Origin of the sequence: Halomonas sp. TG39a (assembly GCF_000744395.1) — a bacterium.
Classification (GTDB): Bacteria; Pseudomonadota; Gammaproteobacteria; order Pseudomonadales; family Halomonadaceae; genus Vreelandella; species Vreelandella ventosae_B.
Genome location: NZ_JQLV01000001.1, coordinates 1,206,985 through 1,229,846 on the forward strand (window position 1 = coordinate 1,206,985; position 22,862 = coordinate 1,229,846).

The 22,862-nt window shown below is 52.3% G+C and carries 5 protein-coding genes, 1 tRNA gene and 1 pseudogene; 6 read left to right on the top strand and 1 reads right to left on the bottom strand.

Going from position 1 to position 22,862, the window contains the following annotated elements; all coding sequences use genetic code 11:
- The first annotated feature begins 117 nt into the window (after window positions 1–117).
- The 4 genes from U738_RS05250 to U738_RS05270 all read left to right on the top strand — a co-directional run bounded on the left by U738_RS05250 (window position 118) and on the right by U738_RS05270 (window position 19,864).
- Complete coding sequence (locus tag U738_RS05250; RefSeq protein WP_035578020.1) at window positions 118–1,065, top strand: AEC family transporter; 948 nt, start codon at window positions 118–120, stop codon at window positions 1,063–1,065.
- A 66-nt stretch (window positions 1,066–1,131) separates the two neighbouring features.
- Window positions 1,132–1,208 (top strand) — tRNA-Arg (locus U738_RS05255).
- Window positions 1,209–2,442: 1,234 nt separating this feature from the next.
- Complete coding sequence (locus tag U738_RS05265; RefSeq protein WP_161786293.1) at window positions 2,443–19,020, top strand: malectin domain-containing carbohydrate-binding protein; 16,578 nt, start codon at window positions 2,443–2,445, stop codon at window positions 19,018–19,020.
- 73 nt (window positions 19,021–19,093) lie between these two features.
- Complete coding sequence (locus U738_RS05270; RefSeq protein WP_050713624.1) at window positions 19,094–19,864, top strand: SapC family protein; 771 nt, start codon at window positions 19,094–19,096, stop codon at window positions 19,862–19,864.
- Window positions 19,865–20,034: 170 nt separating this feature from the next.
- On the opposite strand, the pseudogene U738_RS05275 reads toward U738_RS05270, so the two are convergent.
- Window positions 20,035–21,014: pseudogene (locus U738_RS05275) on the bottom strand (IS30 family transposase).
- Window positions 21,015–21,345: 331 nt separating this feature from the next.
- On the opposite strand from U738_RS05275, the gene U738_RS05280 reads away from it, so the two are divergent.
- Window positions 21,346–22,287, top strand: coding sequence for a DnaJ C-terminal domain-containing protein (locus tag U738_RS05280; RefSeq protein WP_035578025.1), 942 nt, complete (start codon window positions 21,346–21,348; stop codon window positions 22,285–22,287).
- 3 nt (window positions 22,288–22,290) lie between these two features.
- On the top strand, window positions 22,291–22,596 hold the full coding sequence (locus U738_RS05285; protein WP_035578027.1) for a chaperone modulator CbpM: 306 nt from the start codon (window positions 22,291–22,293) through the stop codon (window positions 22,594–22,596).
- Window positions 22,597–22,862: the final 266 nt, after the last annotated feature.

A 22,862-nucleotide genomic window follows, 5' to 3' on the forward strand; every position in this document is an offset into this window, starting at 1 on the left:
TTCTACACTCAGGGGCGCTTGCCAGTCGACAAACGTCGTCCGGCAGTACAGTATAAGCAGGTGCTAAATTTGTTGTTGGAAGCCAGTTTTTAAATCAAAGCTGACCGAGATACTGTTGTGAACCTACTTGAACTGTTTGCCCGCACGCTTGATGTCACGCTGCCTGTCTTCGCGATGGTATTTCTTGGCCTGGGTCTTAAGCGCTTGAAATGGATCGATAGCGCTTTTGTCTCGACCGCTTCCGCACTGGTATTTAGAGCAACGCTCCCCACACTGATCTTCCTTAGTTTGATTAAAGCCGACCTAAGCGTTGCTTTAGACGTCTCGCTGATGGTGTTTTTTGCCGTGGCTACGCTGGGGCAGTTTTTATTGAGCTGGGTATGGGCGCGATACCGTGTAGTGCATCATGATCGCGGCATTTACGTTCAGGGGGCGTTTCGCGGCAACTGCGGGATAGTAGGGCTGGCGTTGGCAGCGGGGATGTACGGTAACTATGGCCTTTCAGCGGGTAGTCTTCTACTGGGCGTGGTGATAGTGATGTATAACGCGTTTTCGGTTGTGGTGTTGGCCTTCTACCAACCGGGCCAGTCCACCGATTGGCGCAGCCTGCTTAAGCATGTCGCCAAAAATCCGCTGATTATTTCTGTGTTTGCGGCGTTACCCTTTACGGCACTTTCTATTCCGCTACCCAGTTGGGTGATTACCTCCGGGGACTATTTTGCCTCGTTAACACTGCCGCTGGCGTTGATTTGCATTGGGGCGACGCTCTCCGTGTCGAGCATGCGCGACAGCAGTCAGGTGGCTCTCGGCGCTAGCTTGATGAAGATGGTCACGCTCCCAATACTCTCTACTGTGGCGGCTTGGCTAGTGGGGTTTTCAGGCGAGCAGTTGGGCCTGCTGTTCCTGTTCTTCGCCAGCCCCACTGCCGCCGCCAGCTTTGTAATGGTGAAAGCGATAGGCGGCAATGTGGCCCTGGCAGCCAATATCATCGCCATCACCACGCTGATGGCGAGCATTACCGTTACGCTAGGCATCTTCGCGCTGCGTTTGCTGGGCTGGATATAGCCATTCGGTTGGCCCTACCTAAGTCGACGCGTTATACTACGCGCCCGCAAGTTTAAGACCACGTTTGTCCCTGTAGCTCAGTAGGATAGAGCAGCCGCCTCCTAAGCGGCAGGTCGCAGGTTCGACTCCTGCCAGGGACGCCAAACTCTATCTGCTAATAGATGCCATTGACATCCATCACGCCCGAACGATGTAGATCGAACTGGAGTGGCAGTCACGTCGTGTGCGCTTGGTTATTGAGACCGCCTTCTATACCAGTGGATGAAATACAGTGACTGCCTTTAAGTGCTTATCGTTTGTTTGGTCGTCTGTGCTGCTGAGTAACACGGCTGGACATCTGTACGTCACGAAAACTATGGCTACCAACTTACGATTTTATTAAAGACAATTTCCACCACTTGATTTTTTCTTGCACGAATAAGTTCCCAGTCATTTAAAAGGGCTAATACATACACTCGCTTAAACAATGCTTTGTTCAAACGAGGTGGTCAAATGTATTTCCTCGGTTATTCAGTTGTTTAAAATAAAGCAAGGGAAGCTTTCTTGATTGATTTTATTAATAAGAAATCAGTGAATTAGCTTCTGGATGTGGCCTGGAATGGTATGTTTTTAGTCCTTGATAGTTAGGTTTCTACTGTAAAAAAGCATTAGTTGGCGTCATTTTTTAAACGGAAAATGTATTATTTTTAATGTTTCTTTTGCTTGGTAACAGTAAAAAATAAAACCTAAACTTTGTTTTCTTGGTTAGTTGGCCTGATTTTTATAATAAGTCTGTTGATGTTTTTTTTTATCCGAACTATTTTTTAACCAGTGCGTGGCTTTGCGTGGAAGCTATGCAGCAGCGTTTGTTGCCGCGTAGCTTTAGCATTGTTGATAAAACTAATGAAGCTGAAAATTGCTTGCAGATTAAAGTTCATGATGCGAAGTAGGGCTTGCGTTCTGTTTTAGTAATTTTTAGTTAATTTGTTGCCCGAAAGCTGTTTTAAAATAATCAGTTAAAAGGATCCTCCCATCATGGTTACGAATAATTTTTCTCAAAGCAGTTTAGATCTCAACGGAAAAATTACCTTGTCCCAACCTACCGCACTGGTGTGGGGGGCAGATGGTCGCCTCTATATCACTGAGCAGAGTGGTGATGTCAAGGTTTTAACCGTAGCATTTGGAGATCCTAATACAGCAGATAGTGACAGTACGGCAAGTTTCTATGTCGTTGAAGCTGAAACTGTTTTTTTAGTAAAGGAATTACCTAACCATAACGATGATGGTACCGAGGGGGGATCTAACAATCGTCAAGTTACGGGTATTGATGTAACCCCGCAATATGATGAAAACGGTGACCCGGTCATAATTAATGGAAAGCCGGCAGTCAATATCTATGTGACATCTAGTGATAATCGCATTGGTGCTGGGAGTAGTGGCTCTGACACAGGTCTCGATACAAACTCTGGCATCATTACGCGCCTAACGCAGACAGTAGATGGATGGGAAGCACTAGATCTTGTCCGGGGACTTGCTCGTTCCGAAGAGAATCACTCTCTTAATGGTTTGGAAGTCATACAAGAGTTTGACGATAACGGTCGTTTACTAAGTGAGAGGCTCATCGTTGCTAACGGGGGTAATGCCAATGCTGGTGCACCTTCGAATAATTTTTCTGGACAGCAGGAAACGGCCTATAGTGCGGCGATTTTAGAGGTCGATCTTGATCAACTTAAATCCATGGAGATCAAAAACGATGATGGCCGCAATTACGTCTATGACATTCCTACCTTAAACGACCCCTCACGCTCCCCGAGCGAAGAAGCGCTCACTGACCCCTTTGGTGGTAATGATGGCTTCAACGGGGGAAAAATAGATCCTAACGGCCCAGTGCAGATTTATTCTGCGGGGTATCGTAATGCCTATGATGTAGAAGTTACCGAAGATGGACGCGTCTGGACTTATGATAACGGCGCTAATAATAGCTGGGGCGGTCGCCCTGTTGGCGAGGCGGGGGATAATGGTGGCAATATCGATGCTGAACAAGATGAAAACTATATAGCTACCAATCTTAATAACGGTGATGGTAGTGGTAGTGACAGCATCAATACTGAAGCTTGGAATCCTAAAAACCTCGATCAGTTTCACGAAATCACTCGATCAGACGATCTCGCTGGCCGGGTTCTTTCCGCTGGTCAGGCGGGCGCCGCCACCTACGTAATGGCGCATCCTGACTTTGACGATCCTTTAACCCTGGTTTACGGCGGTCACCCGAACCCGACACGTGCCAGTGGCGGTGAAGCTGGGCTCCTCTTTACGCCCAAGAATGGGGTTGAGGATGCTTTCCTGCTGGTATCTGAAGAGCACTACGACAGTGTTATCGACTGGCTGGTAACTGTTGAGGATGAGTCTAACGGCGTGTCTTCTGGGGATCTTACAAGCCGCGTTATTAGCTTAGTTCCTGGAGAGCTGTATTACATTACCGAAAATGGTGAGGCGTACCTGACTAGCGACTATACCCAGACGCCGTCGAGTATCGGAGGATCCGGTGTACTCGGAACCGCTGGGGTGCCGGCAGATATTGATGACGTGGTGGCCACACTTAACGTTATAGAAGGCAACTATCTCGAAGGGGGATATAACGATGGCGCAATTGACTCAGGTACGGGGTCGATCAATGGTTTGACCGAATATACGTCGACCGTTTTTGATGATGGTGAGACGAAGATGTCCGGCGCTCTTATGGCAGTACAGTTGGGCGGTGGCAACCTCATCGTGATGGGACGGGATGAGAATGGCGTCATGCAAACCGCTAGCGGTAGCGGTGGGGTAAAAGCTGCTGAGAGGATCACATTGGCGTTGTCAGGCAGTCCTCTTGGGCTGGCTTCTATTGGCGATGACCTATCTGCATGGGATAACCAGGCAGCGTTTCGTGGTTCTGTTTGGGCAACTGTTTACAGCGGAAGTGGTACCAAAATCGAAATCCTCCAGCCCAATAATGGGGCTGTTCCTCTCGCCGGCAGTGAAGCCGCTGATCCGACTGATCATGATCTTGACGGCATTAACCATATTCATGACCCATTTGAGTACAGCGCCGCAAATGGTCTCGCGCTGACGCCAGGCGAAGCCATCGTCATGAATTTTCAGCCTACCGAGGCTCCCTATCCCGGCACCATCGGTGATACTGGTTTGATGGGCGCAGCACTTGATGGTGCGACGCCGAATCAGGATGCCAACCCGGATCAGGGGCTTCCCGGCCTTTATGATATCGGCGGTAATATCATTCCCGGTGCCAATGCCGCACTGTTCCAAATCAAGGAGGTTGTGCCGGGCACTGTGGTCGGTCCTGCAAATAGCGTTCGTGATGCTATGCATGTAGGTGTCAATCCCAGCAGTGATGTTCAGCGTCTGGTGGCAACAACACAGGTGCTCAACTGGGTTGCCGATAATGGCGGTGTTGCAGATGGCCAACTGACTGGACTCATGTTTGGCGATGGTACTCAGGCCAACTTCGTACGCCTTGTGTTTGGAGAGGTAAACGGAGAAGCTGGCTTTGAAGTTGGTTATGAAATCAACGACAACAATTATCAGGCGTTGGCTCAAGTGGCGGTGCCAGCACTCACAGATACTGCTGTGACGCAGGTTGAATTATACCTAGAGATTGATATGGCTGACGGCTTCGCCCTCTACGCGGGCTACCGTTTCAATAGCCAGGATGCCTTTACCGAACTGCCTCTGAATGGTTTTACGCTGCCTGAGGGTGTTTTACGTGACGTCCTGACAGGTAATCATACCATCAGCGATGGTGATTCCCAGGCCCCCTCTGGAGCTGCTTTTGGCTTCCTAGCTGAAACCAGTGAAGGTGCGCCTCTTGCACCGGTTAACTTCGAAAACCTCAAAATAAATGGCTTCGGTAATGAGATTGAGGCAGATTCGGCTGGCGGTGTGGGGGCCGAAGGCTCTAATGGTATTGACACTATTATCTATACCGGAACCGATACCGTACTGTCGCCGCTGGATGACAGCGTCGAGAACTTCGATGGCTCCGGCACCATGGCAGATTTTCATGCCACTGGTAATGGCGGCGACAACGTGATGATCGCCGGGAGTGGCAATAATACGTTTACAGGGGGCGGTGGAGCCGACAGCTTCCAAGGTACGCTCGATACTATAAACGGTACTGAAATCACCGACTTCACACCCGACGATGAAGTCGTTGTTCAGGGTGCTTCGTTCGATGCCAGCGACGTAACCTATCAAGCTGGATCCGCGATCATTACTATCAATAACGAAACGGCAATCACTTTTAGTGGTGAGGGTTTTGAAGACTTCGATCCCAGTACTGGCGAGTCAGTATTCAGCTTCACGTCCACCGCTAACGGGACGCGCATTACCACTGTACCTGCGTTGACTGCGGTTGCCGCGATCAGCTCGGGGGGGCCCGATATTAACAACGTCACCGTACGTGACCAGACAATTGATTTCCTCTCAGACATGACCAACGCTGAGGTTAATGGCTGGGTTAGCGGTGTCACCTCCAAAGATTATGTCAACGTAGTCGACATCGACGGCAGTGTCCCCGATGAGCTGCATCAGTCTGAGCGCTCGGCAGAAGATGCCGGCGAATGGGGCTACTCGATTCCGGTCGAGAACGGTGAATACCTGATCGATATGTATTTCGCCGAGATTTACCATGGTGTGGAAAACAGCAGCGGTACTGGGGCGCGTGTCTTTGACATTAGCATTGAGGATGCGCTGGTGGAAGATGACTATGACATCATTGGCGATGTTGGTAGCGCAGCAACCGAAGTGATCAAGACCTACGCCGTTACCGTCACTGATGGTGTTCTCAACATTGGCTTCGATGCCTCGGTCAACCAGGCCAAAATCAGCGGTTTGGTGGTCTGGCAAGTTGGTGGAACCTATGTGCCACCTGAAGATGTAACACCACCGGAAGTAGTGTCGATAATGATCGATCAACCTTTCGATAACGACAGTGACATCTTGGCCACAGTAGTGGTTACCGATAACGCTGGAATTAATGTTGATTCTATCAATGGTGATGAGCTGATTTTTACCGGTTATGAGCCTGGTGCCGTCTCCCTGGCTGATAACGATGCTATTACACTCAGCAATGATGGCAAGACCGCTACTATCCAGTACACCATTTCCCCGCCGACAGGTTCTAATGCTTGGGAAAATGGTGCTTTCAAGGTTGGCGTTGCTGCAGGTAGCTTTACTGATACGACAGGCCTTGGTGTCGCCGCTTTTGAAACGGATGTCATTATTGCCCGGAACCTTGAACAGCTCGTCAAGGGGGCGTTACAAAGAGCGATAAACGTCGGACCAACCAGCAACACTATCGATAATAGTCTCGAGGGTGATGATAAAAATACTTATGGCGGTGCCATCACTAATGATCCGATCCTGGGTATCGATCTTGAGGCGGATGACCCCGCGTATTACTCGCCGAGTACAAAAACAGTCAGTAATATTGATGGTAAAGCCGGAGCAACCGGTAGCAACAGTGGTGGGGTCGATCTGGATGGTTCTGCCTACCACACCTATCGTGACTCTGCTGCTGGCTCATACACAGCAACCTATGAAGTGCCCAATGGTTTATATGTGGTGGAGCTGCATTTTGCTGAGCTTTATCAAACCCAGGGCGGCCAGCGCCAGGGTGACTACACGATACAAGGCGAGTTGTTTGCTGAGAACTTTGATGCCTTTATAGCAGCGGGAGGAGCCGACAAGCCAACCGTTCTTACCAAAAACGTTATAGTGACAGATGGCAAGATCGTTATTGATGTCAATGCGGATAACGGCGAGCCGGGCTTCAACGCCATAGCTATTTATCAGGCAGTCGACAGCGGTATACCGATTGCCAGCATTCTTTCGATTGAAGCGCCGGAGTCGAGCGATGGACAGGTTATTGTCACTGTCCAGTACACTGACGATGGCAACATTTCCGGCACACAGATCGGTGCTACCGATGTCACTGTTTCCTCTGCCGCTGGTGCGTTAGTTACTCCTTCGCTGGTGGCTTATGATAGCGCCAGTGGCATTGCCACCTATACCTTTGACGCCCCTGAGAGCGGCTGGCAAACCGGGACAATCACCGCTTCAGTCGCCGCCAATGCAGTACTCGATAGCGATAACAATGGCAACAGCGCAACGGCTAGTTCGGTTTATGTGAATTACTCGAGCGATGGAGTCATCCTCGAACTTGATTTCGAGAATCCCGGGTCGCCGCTTGAGGAAGGCGGTTTTGATGGCACGCTGGGTGACGTTGTAGATGATACGGTCTTCACTACTGTGGAGGGTGGCGAACTGATCGTCTGGACATCCAATGGCGACATTTCACAAGCGGCTGACCCGAGTGCGAATGACTTTATCAAGTATGTGGCACTGGGCGATCCAGCGTTAGAGACGATAAACATTACCTCGCGCTTTGATAATCCCTTCCCTGCCGCTCTCGCAGCCCAAGAGCTACCAACTGATACTGTCCCGAACTTTGCCCAGCAAGGCATAGTCTTCGGTCTTGGCAGTCAGGGCAATAATGAGCTCGTCAAGCTAGTGTTCGGTGGTAATGGCGGTAACGGGGTGCAAATCTGGTCCAAAAGCGCCATTGATACAGTCATTCCGCTTGCGAATATGCTGAGTAATGCCTCAACAACCCTGAATGATATTGCCTCTGTAGAACTGACGCTAGTCGTCAACAAGACAGCCGGTACTGTGACTCCTATCGTTACTTTCTTCGATACTAACGAAAATGTTCTGGGGGGCTTGCGTGCCGAGGCAACCGATGGTTTCGCAACGGCGTCCCCTGAGGTGTTGCCACCCGCAGTGCTAAGTAATCTTACTGATCTGAACTCAACAACGGCAGTTGGGGTCACTTCAACTGATTACAACAATCCCATAGAGTCGTTCATGGCTAGTTGGGATTATCTCAACGTTACCTCGCCGGATCTCATTTCAGAGCCAACGGATCCCACCACTACTCTGGCTATCGTTAATGCTCCTGACATCATCGAGAATGGAGACGATGGCTTCACGACACTGAACTTCGGCCTCACCGCTTCAGATGGCTTTAGTGGCGAGGTGGAATTGACCCTGAGCATCGATGGCGTGACCGTGACGGATACGTTGAACTTCAGCGACGGCACCGCCATCCTGTCGGTTGATGTGCCTAATGACGATGTGGCTAATGGTACCAACGAAATTTCAGTCACTTTGGTCGCAGTCAATAGCACAGGGTTGTTTGAAATTGATGCATCGGCGGCCACAGCAACGGGCAGTGTGACCGAAGACGATGAGGGCTCTGTGCCCAATCCGGACGACCTGGATGAGGACGGCGTTAATAATGATGACGACCTTTTCCCATACGATGCTGCTAATGGCATGATTTTAGCGGCTGGCGAAACCTTCTTGCTTGACTTTGAAGAAGACACCGCGAGTCCCTATGAGGCTGGCCTGACGGGGTTAATGGGCCGGGCAAATGAGAGTAATTCTGCTGGAGCTGTCGAGAGCGGTACAGCAAGTGTCGAGAATGGCACACTTAATATTGTAGCCGATACAGGTGATCACTATACCAACAACAATTCTCAGAAGGATGCATATGCGGTAGGGGTGAAGAATCCTGGTGGCTTTATCGTTGAGACAAGTTTTGCTATGCCGGACTTCGATGATCAGCAAGAGGGCCTGCAGGCACCACTTAACTACCAGGCTGGTGGTGTTGCGGTCAGTCTTTCGGAAGACAATCTAGTGAAATGGATTTTCGGTGCGAACGGTACCGCTGCTTTCCAGCTCGCCCATGAAAATAAACAGGTAGAGGGAGCAACACCTGCTGTTCCAGGCGCGACCTTTGCCTTACCGAGTGGTGTTGTCTACAGCGACATAGCTTCAGTGAAGCTGATGCTTGAAATAGTCGTAGATACTACATCCGGCGAAGTTAAGGCACTCACTCGCTCTGTATTGACGTTGAATAATACCAATATAATTGACGGTGCTTCGGGAGAAATAACGCTGACTGATCCGTTGGCTTCAGCAATTAAGGATGAAGCTCAGGGCGTCAGCGTAGGCTTTATACAAACATCCACCGGTGGCCAGTCGCCTGATACTTTCGACATTTCTTACGACTATCTCCAGGTGTCCTCGACCGAAGAGGCCGAACCTCAGGTACTGATTGGCATAACAGATGCTGTTCCGATGGTCGAAAACGGCGATGAGGGCACTACCACGCTAAGCTTCGGCCTTACCGCCTCGGAAAGCTTTAGCGGCGAGGTGGCTCTGAGCGTGGATATTGATGGGGTGGTCGAGCCCCGCACGGTGGTCTTCACCGGCGGCGTTGGCAGTTTGACGGTTGACGTCGCCAACGATGATCAAGCCAATGGCCCGGAGCAAGTCAGTGTCATCCTAGCCGGGATTGCAGACGCGGCGTTTGCTATCGATCCCGCTGCTGCAACGGCAACGGGCACAGTGACAGAAGATGATGTTGGCCAAACGGTAATCGGTATTACCGACGCCGATTCAATGGTCGAAAACGGCGACGAGGGCTCCACCACGCTAAGCTTCGGCCTTACCGCCTCGGAAGGCTTTAGCGGCGAGGTGGCTCTGGATCTCACTATTAATGGTACATCCGAGCCCCGCACGGTGGTCTTCACCGGCGGCGTTGGCAGTTTGACGGTTGACGTCGCCAACGATGATCAAGCCAATGGCCCGGAGCAAGTCAGTGTCATCCTAGCCGGGATTGCAGATGAGGCGTTTGCTATCGATCCCGCTGCTGCAACGGCAACGGGCACAGTGACAGAGGATGACGAGGTCGCGCCAACAACACCCGTACGCCTCCAGGCCGAGGACTTTACCACGGCAACCAATTACACCGTCGAGAACATCGGCGCAGCGGATGAGGGTCAAGGCATCCGGCTGCAGGGCGGTGAGTCGGGCACGGCCAGCTACGCGCTAGCCGGTGCGGTTGCGGCGGGCACTTACACCGTGATTGTCGGGTATTTTGACGAAAACGACGGCGAAAGTACGGCGCAGTTGAGCATCGGTAATGCCCAAGGCCAGAGCTTTAGCGGCGACTGGATCTTTGATAACGACGCCACCAGTGGCAATGCTGCTCAGGCAGCAAGCTTCCGCACGGTGACTTTCGAAAACGTCACGGTGGGTGACGACGCTACTCTGGACCTGGCAAGCACGGCGGCACCCTTTGAATATGCGCGTATCGACTATATCGAGTTTGTGCCCGCGGGAATTGTCGAGCCACCGGCGCCGACCTTGATCGGTATTTCCGATGCTGATCCGATGGTCGAAAGCGGCGACGAGGGCTCCACCACGCTAAGCTTCGGCCTTACCGCCTCGGAAGGCTTTAGCGGCGAGGAGGCTCTGGATCTCACTATTAATGGTACATCCGAGCCCCGCACGGTGGTCTTCACCGGCGGCATCGGCAGTTTGACGGTTGACGTCGCCAACGATGATCAAGCTAATGGCCCGGAGCAGGTCAGTGTCATCCTAGCCGGGATTGCAGACGAGGCGTTTGCTATCGATCCCGCGGCTGCGACGGCAACGGGCACAGTGACAGAAGATGATGTTGGCCAAACGGTAATCGGTATTACCGACGCCGATTCAATGGTCGAAAACGGCGACGAGGGGACCACCACGCTAAGCTTCGGCCTTACCGCCTCGGAAGGCTTTAGCGGCGAGGTAGCTCTGAGCGTGGATATTGATGGGGTGGTCGAGCCCCGTACGGTGGTCTTCACCGGCGGCGTCGGCAGTTTGACGGTTGACGTCGCCAACGATGATCAAGCCAATGGTCCGGAGCAGGTCAGTGTCATCCTGAATGGGATTGCAGACGAGACGTTTGCTATCGATCCCGCTGCTGCGACGGCAACGGGCACAGTGACAGAGGATGACGAGGTCGCGCCAACAACACCCGTACGCCTCCAGGCCGAGGACTTTACCGCAGCGACCAATTACACCGTCGAGAACATCGGCGCAGCGGATGAGGGTCAAGGCATCCGGCTGCAGGGCGGTGAGTCGGGCACGGCCAGCTACGCGCTAGCCGGTGCGGTTGCGGCGGGCACTTACACCGTGATTGTCGGGTATTTTGACGAAAACGACGGCGAAAGTACGGCGCAGTTGAGCATCGGTAATGCCCAGGGCCAGAGCTTTAGCGGTGACTGGATCTTCGATAACGACGCCACCAGTGGCAATGCTGCTCAGGCAGCAAGCTTCCGCACGGTGACTTTCGAAAACGTCACGGTGGGTGACGACGCCACTCTGGACCTGGCAAGCACGGCGGCACCCTTCGAATATGCGCGCATCGACTATATCGAGTTTGTGCCCGCGGGAATTGTCGAGCCACCGGCGCCGACATTGATTGGTATTACCGACGCCGATTCAATGGTCGAAAACGGCGACGAGGGGGCCACCACGCTAAGCTTCGGCCTTACCGCCTCGGAAGGCTTCAGCGGCGAGGTGGCTCTGGATCTCATTATTAATGGTACATCCGAGCCCCGCACGGTGGTCTTCACCGGCGGCGTTGGCAGTTTGACGGTTGACGTCGCCAACGATGATCAAGCCAACGGCCCGGAGCAGGTCAGTGTCATCCTGAATGGGATTGCAGATGAGGCGTTTGCTATCGATCCCGCGGCTGCGACGGCAACGGGCACAGTGACAGAGGATGATGATGTCGCGCCAACAACACCCGTACGCCTCCAGGCCGAGGACTTTACCACGGCGACCAATTACACCGTCGAGAACATCGGCGCAGCGGATGAGGGGCAAGGCATCCGGCTTCAGGGCGGTGAGTCGGGCACGGCCAGCTACGCGCTAGCCGGTGCGGTTGCGGCGGGCACTTACACCGTGATTGTCGGGTATTTTGACGAAAACGACGGCGAAAGTACGGCGCAGTTGAGCATCGGTAATGCCCAGGGCCAGAGCTTTAGCGGTGACTGGATCTTCGATAACGACGCCACCAGTGGCAATGCTGCTCAGGCAGCAAGCTTCCGCACGGTGACTTTCGAAAACGTCACGGTGGGTGACGACGCCACTCTGGACCTGGCAAGCACGGCGGCACCCTTCGAATATGCGCGCATCGACTATATCGAGTTTGTGCCCGCGGGAATTGTCGAGCCACCGGCGCCGACCTTGATCGGTATTTCCGATGCTGATCCGATGGTCGAAAACGGCGACGAGGGCACCACCACGCTAAGCTTCGGCCTTACCGCCTCGGAAGGCTTCAGCGGCGAGGTGGCTCTGGATCTCATTATTAATGGTACATCCGAGCCCCGCACGGTGGTCTTCACCGGCGGCGTTGGCAGTTTGACGGTTGACGTCGCCAACGATGATCAAGCCAATGGCCCGGAGCAGGTCAGTGTCATCCTAGCCGGGATTGCAGACGCGGCGTTTGCTATCGATCCCGCTGCTGCAACGGCAACGGGCACAGTGACAGAAGATGATGTTGGCCAAACGGTAATCGGTATTACCGACGCCGACCCAATGGTCGAAAACGGCGACGAGGGCTCCACCACGCTAAGCTTCGGCCTTACCGCTTCGGAAGGCTTTAGCGGCGAGGTGGCCCTGAGCGTGGATATTGATGGGGTGGTCGAGCCCCGCACGGTGGTCTTCACCGGCGGCGTTGGCAGTTTGACGGTTGACGTCGCCAACGATGATCAAGCCAACGGCCCTGAGCAAGTCAGTGTCATCCTAGCTGGGATTGCAGATGAGGCGTTTGCTATCGATCCCGCTGCTGTGACGGCAACGGGCACAGTGACAGAGGATGACGAGGTCGCGCCAACAACGCCCGTACGCCTCCAGGCCGAGGACTTTACCACGGCAACCAATTACACCGTCGAGAACATCGGCGCAGCGGATGAGGGTCAAGGCATCCGGCTGCAGGGTGGCGAGTCGGGCACGGCCAGTTACGCGCTAGCCGGTGCGGTTGCGGCAGGCACTTACACCGTGATTGTCGGGTATTTTGACGAAAGCGACGGCGAAAGTACGGCGCAGTTGAGCATCGGTAATGCCCAGGGTCAGAGCTTCATCGGCGACTGGATCTTCGATAACGACGCCACCAGTGGCAATGCTGCCCAGGCAGCAAGCTTCCGTACGGTGACTTTCGAAAACGTCACGGTGGGCGACGATGCTACTCTGGCGCTCTCTGCAACTGCGGCTACGCTGGAATACGCACGTATCGACTATATCGAGTTCGTGCCCGCGGGAATCGTCGAGCCACCGGCGCCGACCTTGATCGGTATTTCCGATGCTGATCCGATGGTCGAAAGCGGCGACGAGGGTGCCACCACGCTAAGTTTCGGCCTCACCGCTTCGGAAGGCTTCAGCGGCGAGATGGCATTGGATCTCACTATTAATGGTACATCCGAGCCCCGCACGGTGGTCTTCACAGGCGGCGTTGGCAGTTTGACGGTTGACGTCGCCAACGATGATCAAGCCAACGGCCCGGAGCAGGTCAGTGTCATCCTAGCCGGGATTGCAGACGAGGCGTTTGCTATCGATCCCGCTGCTGCAACGGCAACGGGCACAGTGACAGAGGATGACGAGGTCGCGCCAACAACGCCCGTACGCCTTCAGGCCGAGGACTTTACCACGGCAACCAATTACACCGTCGAGAACATCGGCGCAGCGGATGAGGGTCAAGGTATCCGGCTGCAGGGTGGCGAGTCGGGCACGGCCAGTTACGCGCTAGCCGGTGCGGTTGCGGCGGGCACTTACACCGTGATTGTCGGGTATTTTGACGAAAACGACGGCGAAAGTACGGCGCAGTTGAGCATCGGTAATGCCCAGGGCCAGAGCTTCAGCGGCGACTGGATCTTCGATAACGACGCCACCAGTGGCAATGCTGCCCAAGCGTCAAGCTTCCGCACAGTGACTTTCGAAAATGTCACAGTGGGCGACGATGCTACTCTGGCGCTCTCTGCAACTGCGGCTACGCTGGAATACGCACGTATCGACTATATCGAGTTTGTGCCCGCGGGAATCGTCGAGCCACCCGCGCCGACCTTGATCGGCATTTCCGATGCTGATCCGATGGTCGAAAGCGGCGACGAGGGTGCCACCACGCTAAGTTTCGGCCTCACCGCTTCGGAAGGCTTCAGCGGCGAGGTGGCATTGGATCTCACTATTAATGGTACATCCGAGCCCCGCACGGTGGTCTTCACCGGCGGCGTCGGCAGTTTGACGGTTGACGTCGCCAACGATGATCAAGCCAACGGCCCGGAGCAGGTCAGTGTCATCCTGAATGGGATTGCAGATGAGGCGTTTGCTATCGATCCCGCTGCTGCGACGGCAATGGGAACGGTGACGGAGGATGATATTACCAGCACCGATCCTGCGACGATCAATCTTGAATTCGATGAAGGTGAGACTCTACAAGGCTTATTTGACGGAGTGACTGAAGGTTCGGGTACTGACACAGAGGAAACCGGTACAGCTGAAATCATTAATGGAAATTTGGTTATTTCGGCCAGTGAGGGTGATGCTGGAGGCAGTAATAACGCCAATGATAATTACTATACTAATGTGTCTGGAGGTGATGGTTTTACTGCTGAGCTTAAATTTGGCAACCCTTTCCCTTCGCTGCCTGCACAGTATTCGCAGCTGGGTCTTAATATAAGCCTCAGCCAGGACGAATATCTGAAGGTAACCTTCGGCAACGTCGGAGGCGGGCAAATTGAATACTCCTATGAGCTAGGAGGTTCACAAAGCAAACAGACCTTCAGCCTGCCGCCAAGCATCAGCTTCGCGCAGATTGCTGATGTTGTTGTGGCTATCGAAGCCAGTGTTGATGGTGGCATGGCAAGTTTCTCGGGCACCATGACCTTCCTTGATGCATCAGGACAAAGTTTGGGAGATACGGCTCTGCCAGCACTGCTCCTACCGGATGGCCCTTTGAATACAGCCATTACTAGTGCGGGAGAAGAGTTCGGTGTTGGCGTAACCCAGACCTCGTTTGGTTCCGGTCCAGTTTTTGTTGCTAATTATGACTACTTGCGTATTCAGCAACAGGGCGAAGAATCCACTGACGATAACGACAAGCCGGTCGCGACGATTGCTATCCTACAGCCAGTCAACACCGACGCGGAACTTACGGTTGTTGTCACTTACGCTGATGCCTCGGGCATCGCTACGGAGACGCTTGATAACAGTGACATCGCACTCATGCTGGATGGGGTTCCAGTTGCTGCCACGATCAGCTTCGATGGCTTCAACGCAACGACGGGCGAAGCAACTTATGCGATCTCGTCTCCAGCTGGAGGTTGGAATGAAAATGGTAGTTATACGGTCTGGGTGGCTCAGGGGGCGGTCTCAGATGCCTCAGAGAATGCCAACCTTGTCGATTCAACGCCATCGACGAGCTTCATGATTGACTTTGATGAGGGCAGCCCGCTTGGCGGTTATGCCCCGGGTGATGACCTGGACGAAGATGGCACTGCCAATCAGGCGGATGAAGATATTGATGGTGATGGTGATGCCAATGTAGATGATGTCTTTGCTTATGACGCCCAAAATGGGCAGCCTTTGGCCGACGGCGAAAGCATACGCCTTAATTTCGAAGTAAACGGCACTCCCTATCAGAACGGTTTCACCGGGGTTATGGCCAGTTCTGATGCGGCATTCCAGGACGAAGATACCGGCGCCGGCATCGTTGCCGATAATCAACTCAGGGTCACGACAACGAGTGGTGATACGGGGTCTGCAAATACGCCACAGAATGATTATCACTTGGGCATTATTCGTGATGGAGGCTTCATCCTGGAGTCCGTGGTGGATAACCCCTTTGCTTCGGCGCCCGGTAGTTATTCGCAGCTAGGGCTGGCGGTTAGTGTGAACAGTAATGATTTTGCCAAGTTGGTATTTGGCAGTGTTGGTCAGGACATTGAGTTTTCCTCGCGCGACAACAACGCCGAAACCAAACTTGGGGCTGACTTCCCAGATGGTTATGGCTTTGGTGATTTTGCAAAAGCGAAGCTAGTACTCGATGTCAGTGTCAATAACGTCGGCAATACTATGGCGACGGCGACAGTCACTTTACTGGACGCATCAGGTGAACCTTTACCGGGTAATGCCAGCGTGACCATTAGCGGGTTGGAACTCACCGGAGCCCTTAAGGAGGCGATACTAGACCCTGCAGCTTCGGTCGGCGTAGGGATTACCCACACGCATGGTGCGGCGGAAGCCTTTACCGCTGCCTATGACTACTTCGAGGTAAGTGCCAAGGAAGACACTAGCACTCCTTTGCCGGTGCCGGCGACCGAGATCGAAGAAATTTTTGCTGGTGCTAACCTCGAATTATCGGATAGCTATGATCAAGGTGATGTTGGCTCTGCATTGGTCACTGTGACTCCTGGCGGGAATGACGTACAGAGTTCCAATTACGGCAGTAACTCGTTCCAGGTGCAAAATACCGGAGATAAGAAGATCGCCGCGGTTTTCTTTGATGTGACGACAGCCCTCTATGGCGATAGCGTGTTTGATCCCGATGGCAAAGGTGGGGATGCGACAGCCAAGGAGTGGGCGATCAACAGTGCCGGTAACACCGGGGCAATTCAGCCTGTGGGGTCGTCTGGCTACGAGCATTATTTCCTGCCGGGAATCGATCCTGAGCCTGAGAATTCAGATAATAATGGTGGTTACCGTGGGGCCTTGGTGAAATTTTCGGCCACTGCCAACGGTGGATTTACTAACGGTGAAACAGTTGGTTTCAGTGGTGATATGGATCCTAACTCGATTGCTGGCTTTACCAAATCCAGTGTCGATACGGGATCGATTCCCTTCTGGGATGTGGGGGGGATCTCAGGGGCGGAACTTATCGGCTCCAATGTGTATATCAAGTTTACTGATGGTAGTACTGCCAGCGGACAATTGATGAGCGATGGCAGCCAGGCTGGAGCACAAGTGCTGGTGAGTGAAACGCCACCTAACCTAGTTGCCGAATTGAGTGTCAACGGGCTTTCTGCCGGTAGTCAAGGGACCTACGGTGGTGAAGTACCTTCGGTAATTGTTAGCGGGCCAGCTGGTGAATGGGTGCGAGTCGTCATGACTAAAGGGCACCAGCCAGTAACCAATAATCAGGATGGCATTGCCGATACTGTAAATGCCCGTCTAGCGGATAAGAATTTCCCTGCTAACAATGCTGCAGAGTTCCAGTTTGTAGATGTACAGCTGGGCGCCAGTGGCACAGCCGATGTTTCGCAGGAGTTTACCTATGGGGATTTCCTGAACGACACCTCCAGCTTCGATGGAGATGACACACTTCCGCTTGGTTTTGTTGCATCCGTCATTGATAACCCGAATACCTCTGATGGCTTGGGATTGGGGCCGGTATCGCAGCCGATCTATCTAATTTCGAATGGTACGCCTGTTGTGGATGGCGATACGACAATCCCGTCGGAAGGTTATTACCTTATGGAGGACAGTCGTCTTAAAGTACAGTTTGAGGATATAAATGGACCTGGTGGAGTAAACCCTCCTGGCAAATGGCAGTTCTTCGATGAGGCAGACGAAAATGGTAACCAGGCGAACTTCCAGGGAGTTGGTTACTATCTCTGGGGCGATGAGGACAGTGAGGCTCTTAATGGGCCGCAGGCAGAACTGACCTATACATTCGTCATTCCTGAGTCGGCAGCAGGGGAGTTTACCTTGCGAGTTCGGGGGACACGGGATCCAGGTGGGGCCAGCGATGCCCAGAATGATGTCTGGGTGAAGATAGATGACAATGCTGAAGAGCTTCTCGTTAGTAATGTCAATGCGATAGATAATAGTGGGTTTATAAAGCTGTATGGTAATGCAACAGGCGATTTTGGCTTCGCGAACTTTATCGATAGCACCTCGGATTCGGTACCGAATTTCCCAGCGGAGTTTGTGCTTGACGCCGGTGTTCATACGATTACTTTCGCAGGCCGTTCCGAAGGCTTCCATATTGACTTCTTTGAGCTTTACCAAGGCAATGCGCCAAGTATAAACGCGACGAACTCTACCTTTATACTTAGTGGTGATACCGAGCCTTTCGTTAATAACCCTCTTGAAGATCAGACGATCGAAGCTGAAGATGAGTTTTTCTTCGAGATTCCTGATGATACCTTTCGCGACCTGGATGGCGATATATTGACCTATGAAGCCCTAAACATACCTGATGGAGTCTTCTTCGACGCACAAACGAAGACTTTCTCGGGGAGCCCTAGTGCAGGGGTAGGTAATTACGCGCTGGAAGTTCAGGTAACCGATGAAGATGGTGCTACTGCGACAGCAGGTTTTGAGTTGGTGGTGGTGCCAGAGGATCAAAACGAGCCAGATACTTACTTTGTCGCCATGGTCGAGAGTGCTAATGGCGACATTGAACAGGGTTCATCTCTGTCTAGTCCTGATTTAGAGATAGGCTCATATGTTGTCGGTATTCAATTTACCGTGCCTGATAATATTAATCTTGATGATAGTGAAACTATTGATAGTGCGATTATCAGTTGGGTATCTGATAGGACGCATTCTGCCAACTCGACGATGACTTTCTCCGTAGAGAACTCACTCAACGGAGCGGGCTTCGGCTCAGTCACTAACCGCAATTATCTCTCTGAAGAGGAAGTGTGGCAGTCTACAGGTACATGGCAGGATGGTGAAAATATAACTGTAGGTATTAACTTGGCAAATCAACTTAATTCGCTTATTGCTCAGGAGGGGCTTAACTCAGGAGATCTGATCACGGTCAAAATAGAAGGAACTGGTGGGACTCGCTTTGTCGAGGCGGCTGGAGGAGACCGGACTGCTCCAACGCTTGCTATTACTGTGGCTGATAACGCCAGTGCTAGCCAACTAAGTAATGATGCAACCCTTCTGTTCGAGAGTAACTCTATAAGTGATATGCCGGGAGATGATGAGTTTGGAACTCTCAATCCCTCATCAATGAGCCAAGAAGTTGGCCTAGTTGGTATTAATGATGAGTCAACGGTAGGAAGTTTTTGATAAGTTAGTAGCTTAGTAGCATGAGGGGCTGGTTTCACCAGCCCCTTTTTTTTGAAGAACAGTAGGTGCACTCATGCTTGAATGGATCGCCATATCACGTACTCAGCATGTCAATAAACGATTCTGGTCACGTCAAGGCTATTTCTTTTCTGCAGAATATCACTTGGCTCCCATTCTTCTGGAAGAGCTAGCCAGTCTGGTACCCCATTATGTATTGGGCTTTATTTACCAGAATGAGGGTTATCACCCAGTAGCAGTACTGGGATTTAACGAATGCAACTTGTATTTGCATCGCGATGGTCGTTGGCTGGGTGATTACGTGCCCGCGTCGCTGCGAGAGTATCCGTTTACCTTGGCAAAGGCCGAGACGAATAAAAAAGTATTCTGCATAGAACGGCAGCACCTCACTGACGATTTGAGCGCCGAGCCACTTTTTGGAGGGAAGGGAAATCTTGCTAATCAAGTCGAACTAACACTGAGTTTTCTCAAACAAAGCGAGTGTAACCGACACTTAACGACTGCTGCCTGCCAAGTGTTAAGTGAAGCAGGCCTAATCGAGCCTTGGCCTCTACAGCTGACCTGGGGTGACAAGCAGGCGTCACTGCATATGCAGGGTTTACATTGTATTAATCAGCAAGCTCTGAACCAATTAGGAGAAGGAACGTTAGCTGATTTACATCGCCGTGGTGCCTTGCCGTTAGCCTACGCTCAACTATTCTCAATGAGTCAAGTAATTCAGTTAACAGAACGAGTGAAATTCCATGCGCAAGAGCAGGCTAAACAGTCACAGCTTGAAAATGATATTGATCTATTTTACGAAGACGGAGATGAGTTTAAATTTTGATTTTATTACGTAGTTGTTGGCTTCATTCTATCGAGCATCGAATTCAGCACCTCGTAACAATAAATAGCACTTAGTTAATGTGTCCCTGTAATTTGATAATCGCTGAGCTTTCTCCTGGATTAACGTATCCTCTAGGCTTGATCATCGCTCGACTGACTATTATCCTGAATTCAACTAATAAGTGCAGCACCTGCGGTTTCTAGTGCTCCTGAGTATTCACCTAAGAACACCTGGGCTGGGGTTCGGTATCCCAGCCGTTTTCTTGGTCTATCGTTTAGCTTATTGACGACTCTTCGTAGCTCGGCATTGGTCACTTTGCGGAAGTCAGTACCTTTAGGAAAATACTGCCTAATCAGACCATTGGTGTTTTCATTAGTACCACGCTGGCATGAGCGGTACGGGTCGCAAAAATAGGTCTTGGCCGAGACGGACTTGGCAACCTTCCGATGCTCGGCGAATTCCGACCCATTATCCAAAGTGATGGTGTGCACTGCCCCTCGGCGTGGTGCCAATAACCGCGTCATCGCCTGTGCCGTTCTAGTGGCGGTGATTGTTGGCAGCCGCGCTGTCAAGAGGTAGCCACTGCGTCTTTCGACCAGGGTCACCAGCCCGGATTCTTTGTGGCCCTTAAGCACCGTGTCGCCTTCCCAATGTCCGATATGGCGACGTTCTTCCAACTTGGCAGGGCGCTGCTCGATGCCTACTCGGTGCGGGATTTTGCCTAACCCCGCCCGCTTAGCCAATTGGCGCTGATAGCGCCGCTGGCGTGACAGCTGGAGCCGTTTCCATAAGGTTCCACCGTGCTTCTTGTCGTCCCAGATTAACGCATAGATCCACTCATGGCTTACGCAGACTCCGTTGGCATTGGCCATAAAACCACTGATTTGTTGAGGACTCCATTCGTCCATCAATTGGCCAGTGACCCAGCGAACCAGGCTTGGTAGTCGTTTAGTCACTTTCCAGGCAGTGCGTCGGCGCTGATCACTTGCCAATTGGGATAACCACGGGGCAGACCGTTATGTTTTATCTCGCGGCTAATGGTGCTGCTGTGGACACCAATGGCCTTGGCGATCTGTCGCTGGCTGATGCCGGTCTCAAGATAGGCAAAAATTTGGTATCGTTGGACTTGGGTCAGTTGTCGGTATCCCATGCTCTGCTTCACTTTGGTAGGTAAGGCAGAGAGGGTACTGGCGCTGGCCCTCCTGCCTCTACCTTGTGATCCAAAGTGCTGCGCTTATTCTATGAATCCAGGAGGTGCTAGTGTCGCACCCGCAAGTGGTGTGCCAACGCCAGGCGTCTCCACGGTTGCTTAAAGGGCCTACGGCTTTAATTCTGATGTTCTAAATTGGGTATCAATAGATGTCCAACTTACAGGCATGCGACGTGAGCCTCGACTATCCTTAAGTCATTTACTGCTTGTTACCCGGGATACTTGGCGGAACAATGCCTGGAGCCCATTCCGACTGCGGGAGGCTCTCAACGTGGAGTTTAAGGATTATTATCAGATGCTCGGCGTGAAGAAGACCGCAACGTCCGAGGAGATTAAAAAAGCCTACCGCAAGCTGGCTCGCAAGTTTCATCCCGATGTGAGCAAAGAGCCAGATGCCGAGCAGCGCATGCAGGAAATCAATGAGGCCAAGGCAGTGCTGTCTGATCCCGAGAAGCGTCTCGCCTATGACCAACTGGCTGAGCAGTATCACTCTGGCCAGGATTTCCATCCCCCTCCGGACTGGGATGCAGGTTTTGAGTTCAGCGGCCGTGGCTTCGAGGAGGCTGACCTCGGTGAATTCAGTGATTTCTTTGCGAATATTTTCGGCCATGCACGTCGCCCAAGAAGAGGCGCCGGCGGCTATCAAATGCGCGGCGAAGACCGTCACGCGAAAGTTGTTATTGATCTCAAGGATGCCTACTTCGGGGCTACCCGGTCGATCACGCTGCTTGTGCCACAGGCCGATGCCCAAGGCCGCGTCAGTTCCAGGGAACATACCCTTAGCGTAAGAATTCCCAAGGGCGTTAAAACCGGCCAGCATATCCGTCTCACGGGGCAGGGGAGCCCCGGTGTGGGCGGGGGGCCTCCGGGGGATCTGTTCCTTGAGATTCGCTTTACCCCCCACTCGCGTTACCGTGTTGAAGGGCGTGATGTGCATCAGACAGTACCGGTAACGCCCTGGGAGGCTGCGTTAGGAGCCAGCATTGAAACTCCCACCCCTTCTGGGGTCGTGAAATTGAAGGTGCCTGCTGGCTCTCAATCAGGGCGTCGGTTGCGCTTGAAGGGGCGTGGTATTCCCGGGCCTGAGCCGGGTGATCTGTATGTGGAATTAGAGGTCGTACTGCCCCCGGCCGATAGCTATAAGGCACGGGAGCTCTATGAAACCATGGCGCGGGAACTGGCTTTTGATCCGCGCCAACGGAAGGGAGGCTAAGCCATGGTACAGCGAGCTATTATTAGCGGTGATTTGATTGATGAGGCGACCCTGACACTTGATGAGTTGGCGCGTGCCTGCTCAGTGGAAACCGACTGGGTCATCGAGCGTATTGAGAGCGGGTTATTGGCTGATGGTTCCCCTTATGTGGCGAGCTGGCGCTTCACCAGTCAAGATCTGATACGTGCTCGGCGGATGTACCAGTTGGAGCGCGATTTTGAGGCTGCACCCGAACTTGCCGCATTGACGACCGATTTAATTGAGGAAAACCAGCGACTAAAAGATAGATTGCGCGCTGCTGGGCTTTGAAAATACACTACCCAATGAGGTGTTTTTTAATAAAGGTTTTACCTGTGTAGTTTAGTGCTTTTGTTTATACGGAATTTCAATATTAGCTTTTATTAAATAATGTTAATTTTATTAAAAATAACTTAGCGTTAGTGGATTAGCTTGTTAATTCGTTTTTTGTATATTTTTAATTGCGCTATAAAAATTGACGAATATCAAGGAAAGTAGGCTTTATCATGCTCTAGTATGCACCTGTGGGCCCCGCTCTGATCCTTTTTTTATTGCCC